Here is a 4663-nt window from a genome sequence, read left to right as displayed (position 1 = left end):
CAATGTTTTTGAAACCTGAAACCACACTAATTTCAAAAGGGGACTTTATTGATACCTATCATAAAATCAAACAAAAAGGTTTTACGAAACTTTTTTCATGGATTGGTTCTTCAAATAAACGAGTTGCCAACAAGTGGGATAATCATCAGTCAACTTCCGATTTTTGGATTATTCCTGAAATTCAAAAAGAATGGAATTTTAAAATTTCGGGAAATCATGAAACTTTTTACGAAGAGTATGTGGTTGAAAAATACCTGAAAAGCAGCAACAATTTAAGGCTACTATCTATTGGTTGCGGTGAAGGTTTGCATGAAAGAAATTTTGCAAAATATGATTGCTTTTCTGAAATAATCGGAGTGGATTTAGCTGAAGAAAGAATTGTGCAAGCGACTGAAAAAGCAAAAAATTTAAATCTAAAAATCAGCTATTTTCCGGCTGACTTCCGGAAATTAGATTTTGAGAAAAATTCCTTTGATGTGGTATTGTTCAGTTCGAGTCTGCATCACTTTCAACCGATTGATTTTTTATTGGCTAATGAAGTAAAACCGTTACTAAAACCAAATGGATTGCTAATTGTTTTTGAGTATTGTGGACCCAATCGTTTACAATGGAAAAACCATCAATTAAAAGCAGCCAATGAGTTATTAAATACGCTTCCTAGTGATTATAAAATTTTCTACAATACACAGACATTAAAAAAGAAAGTGTATCGACCCGGATTGCTGCGAATGTTCGTGGTAGATCCATCTGAAGCTCCAGATTCGGCTAACTTGGTTACGGCAATTCACAAAAATTTTTCTGTCGTAGAAGAAACTAAATTAGGATGGAATCTTTTGCATTTGACGCTTAAAGGAATTGCCCATCATTTTTTAAAGCCTAATGATGCAACAAAAAAATTACTGACTGAATTGATTGAAATAGAAAATCAATATATGACAAAAACTGGCGAATCGGATGCGGTTTTTGGTGTCTATCAAAAGAAGTAAAATGAAAAAACTGTTATATATCACCCCAAGAATTGATGGCTCCGGTGGCTTGCAACATGTTTTTTCTATTAAAACCAATTATCTTCAAAAGCACTATGGATATGATGTTACCATTCTAACTACAAACGCCAAGTCTGCTCAAAACTTTTTCGATTTTTCTAAAATTAAACAAATCAACAAAAAGTTAGGCGGTTGGGGACCTTTTTATTTAACGAATTATGTTCGCTTGGTCAAAAGCGAAATAAAAATCAAAAAACCGGATGTGTTGATTATAGTTGATAATGGTTTGAAAGGTTTATTATTGCCCTATTTTCTGAGAAAATGTAAAGTAAAGATGGTTTTTGAACAACATGGTTTTCGTTTTTATGAAGACGTGGAACAAAAATTACATCTTTTTCAGCGGTTGAAAAATGCTGTTTTGAATCGCATCATTAACTATTCAATATCATTTGTAGATGAAATGGTCGTTTTAACCCAAGCAAGTACAAATGAATGGAAAGTAAAAAATATTCAAATTATTCCCAATCCTTTGTGGATTGAAAACCCGAAATCAAATACTTTAGAAGCGAAGGTAGCTATTACAGTGGGAAGGCAAGAGTTTGTGAAAGGATATGATTTGCTGCTACCTATTTGGAAAAGAGTCATTCAAAAGTACCCCGATTGGAAGCTTCATATTTACAGTGATTACAATCCGGCATTAAAACTAAATGAATTAGCACAAGAATTAAATTTACAGAATAATGTTGTCTTTCACGAACCAACTCTTGAAATTGAAAAGGTCTATGCCACTGCGTCCATTTATTTAATGACTTCGCGTCATGAAGGTTTTGGAATGGTTTTGTTGGAAGCAATGGCATGCGAACTCCCTTGTGTGGCTTTTGATTGTCCAACCGGTCCCGCTGAATTGATTCAAAATAATTTTAATGGTTATTTAATCCAACCTTTTGATTTGAATACGTACGCTGAAAAAGTAATTCATTTAATTGCAGATTCTGAATTACGACGAAAGCTTGGAGAAAATGGGCAACATAGTAGTCAAAAATACCAATTATCAGCAGTAATGGAAAAATGGCATCAATTATTTTCCGGCTTTTAAATCAGGTAAGCAGCAAAAATAACCCAAACGATAAAAATCGAACATTAGTAAGTTTGGTCTACTACTTGTTAAATTTTTAAGAAGTATTGGTCTTAAAAATTTATAAAGGTACGTAAACGGTTTTCTTAGACCGATTCTGTTTAATGTCTTGTAAATGGAAACTATTCTCACTTCAAATCCATCAACTTTTTGAAATTCAAGTAAGTTATTTAAATTCTTTAGCGACTCTTCAATTTTATGGATATAAATACTGTTGTCATCAAGGCCTAAATGATAAACCGGGTTTTCGATGTGCTCTACAGCAATTTGGTGTTGCTTTAGAGAATTAAAAAAAGCGGTATCTTCATATCCATAGTAAACAATAGAATTATCGAAAGGGTACATTTGTAAGACTTTCTTTTCGATTAAAAGATTTGAAATAAAAATTGTTTTGTAAGGTGCTTTTTTTCTACTATTACTTCCAATCGCTTCTCTTTTTTTTCCATAAACCCAACGTAACATTTTTTTAGGGTCAGGTTTGTTATCTTGGTATTTTAAACCACCAAAAATTACACTTGAGTTGATTTTTTTATAAGTATCTAAGTAGTTTTTTAAAAATTCATTTTGAACAGGAAAAGTATCTGCATCGAGAAATAGTAGTAAATCATATTTTGATTTTTTCACTAATTCATTTCTGTTTTTGGCTCGACCAAAATTAACGGGATTTATAGAATAGCTGATGTTATTAAACTCATTCAATTTTAAATTTTCAAGGCTGAATGCAGATATTGTGTCATCTTCAGCTATGATAATTTCATAAGCAATCCCAAGTTCTTCCGCTTGTTTTTGCAATTCCAAAACTAACGGTTGTACGTCGTAATTATATGTTGGAATTAGTATGGAAAGCATTACACCGTTCGTTGCACCACTTCAAACAACGTGCTGTTTTCACATTTCAACGTTTTGAAAGGGAATTTCATGATTAACGCATAATCGTGTGTACACATGATGATGGTTTTACCGTTTTCGTTAATTTTTTTCAATACAGTCATTACTTCCACACTTGTTTGAGGGTCTAAATTTCCGGTAGGTTCGTCGGCCAAAATCAATTCAGGGTCGTTTAATAAAGCTCGGGCAATCGCTACCCGTTGCTGTTCGCCCCCCGAAAGTTGGTGTGGCATTTTATTCGCCATTGATTTCATACCCACTTTGTCGAGTACTTCCTCAATTTTATTTTGGCGTTCTTCTTTTTCTTTCCAACCGGTTGCGGTTAATACAAAATCCAAGTTGTCAAATACACTTCTATCGGGCAGTAATTTAAAATCTTGAAAAACAATTCCGATTTTTCTGCGTAAATACGGAATGTCACTTTCTATTAAAGTGGCTAAATCATAGTCAACAATGTGTCCTTCGCCTTCCGTAAGAGGTAAATCGGCATAGAAAGTTTTCATCAAACTACTTTTACCTGAACCCGTTTTTCCGATAATATAAAGGAATTCACCACGTTTAACTTCCAGATTTACATTTTGTAAAATCATGTTGTTCTCCTGCGTGATGGTCACATTTTTCAAGAGTAAAATTGGCTCAGACATAAAATAATTATTTAGTTGGGTAAAAGTAGTAACTATGGAAGGGTTTTCAAAATTTTATTTTAGAGGTGCTAAGGTACTGAGGTACTTAGGCACTAAGGTTAAACCTGAAACCTGAAACCTGAAACCTGAAACCTGAAACTTGAAACTTGAAACTTGAAATTTGAAACTTGAAACTTGAAACTTGAAACTTGAAACCCGCAACTCGCAACCTTCAACCCGCAACTATCTAATTGTTTAAAACCTTGTTTATAATAAACACACTCATTCATCCGTTAAGCCTTTAGTAAAACGTAACTTTGAATTTTACCAAAATCCCAATCAATATGCGACTCCAAACCTATATTTTTTCTCTATTTCTAGTTTTGATGAATCTGTCGATGCAAGCTCAAAGCACCGAAATTTACAACAATCCCTTAGAAGAATACAACCGAGCCATTCAATTGTACAACGAAAAGCAGTACCAATCCGCACAAATTTTGTTTAAAAAAGTGCAGGATGATCAAAAGAGTTACGAAATTCTCTCGGATTGTGCCTATTATATCGCTAATTGTGCCATTCGTTTGAATCAGGCAAACGGCGATGTGTTGATGGAAGATTTTGTGAAAAATTATCCTACCAGTTCCAAACAGAACCAAGCTTATATTGAAGTGGCTCATTATTATTTTGACGAAGGTAATTATCCACAGGCGTTGCAATGGTTTGAGAAAGTAGACGAAAGTAATTTAACACCAGCCGAACGCGAAAAATTCACTTTTCAAAAAGGGTATGCCTATTTTTCGGCAGGGAAGAAAAAAGAAGCTTCCAACCAGTTTAAAAAAGTAGAAAACTCCCAAGAATTTGGTTCGCAAGCCAAATATTATTTGGGATATATGTCGTATGAATCCGACGATTATAAGGAAGCAAACGAGTATTTTGAAAAAGTAGACGATCAGGAGAAATACAAAGAAAAAATGGCCTATTATCAGGCGGACATGAATTTTAAATTGGGTAATTTTCAAAAGGCAATTGAT

General features: G+C 33.7%; 5 protein-coding genes. 3 read left to right on the top strand and 2 right to left on the bottom strand.

The genetic code is table 11. The annotated features are described in order from the left end of the window. On the top strand, positions 1–986 hold a 986-nt coding region (locus ACIQ2S_RS11485; protein WP_396176114.1), incomplete at its 5' end, for a class I SAM-dependent methyltransferase. 1 nt (position 987) lies between these two features. After that, positions 988–2082: a glycosyltransferase family 4 protein gene (locus tag ACIQ2S_RS11480; protein ID WP_396176111.1), complete on the top strand. Its 1095-nt coding sequence runs from the start codon at positions 988–990 to the stop codon at positions 2080–2082. Here the strand turns inward: ACIQ2S_RS11480 and ACIQ2S_RS11475 are convergent. Next, complete coding sequence (locus ACIQ2S_RS11475) at positions 2065–2970, bottom strand: glycosyltransferase family 2 protein (protein ID WP_396176108.1); 906 nt, start codon at positions 2968–2970, stop codon at positions 2065–2067. The genes ACIQ2S_RS11480 and ACIQ2S_RS11475 overlap by 18 nt on opposite strands. Beyond that, the gene (locus ACIQ2S_RS11470) at positions 2970–3653 is read right to left on the bottom strand and encodes a cell division ATP-binding protein FtsE (RefSeq protein WP_396176105.1); all 684 of its coding nucleotides are present in this window, start codon (positions 3651–3653) and stop codon (positions 2970–2972) included. The genes ACIQ2S_RS11475 and ACIQ2S_RS11470 overlap by 1 nt, the downstream gene beginning before the upstream one ends. A 323-nt stretch (positions 3654–3976) precedes the next feature. On the opposite strand from ACIQ2S_RS11470, the gene ACIQ2S_RS11465 reads away from it, so the two are divergent. Continuing rightward, positions 3977–4663, top strand: a 687-nt coding sequence (locus ACIQ2S_RS11465) for a tetratricopeptide repeat protein (RefSeq protein WP_396176103.1), incomplete at its 3' end; no start/stop codon positions are given.

The sequence above is a fragment of the Flavobacterium sp. genome (assembly GCF_044371705.1).
GTDB lineage: Bacteria > Bacteroidota > Bacteroidia > Flavobacteriales > Flavobacteriaceae > Flavobacterium.
The sequence above is the reverse complement of the archived record's forward strand: the minus strand, read 5'-3'. Positions and strand labels throughout refer to the sequence as shown.

Coding starts and splice junctions, on each gene's coding strand:
- ACIQ2S_RS11480 (WP_396176111.1), top strand. CDS start 988: ATGAAAAAACTGTTATATATCACCCCAAGAATTGATGGCTCCGGTGGC.
- ACIQ2S_RS11475 (WP_396176108.1), bottom strand. CDS start 2,970: ATGCTTTCCATACTAATTCCAACATATAATTACGACGTACAACCGTTA.
- ACIQ2S_RS11470 (WP_396176105.1), bottom strand. CDS start 3,653: ATGTCTGAGCCAATTTTACTCTTGAAAAATGTGACCATCACGCAGGAG.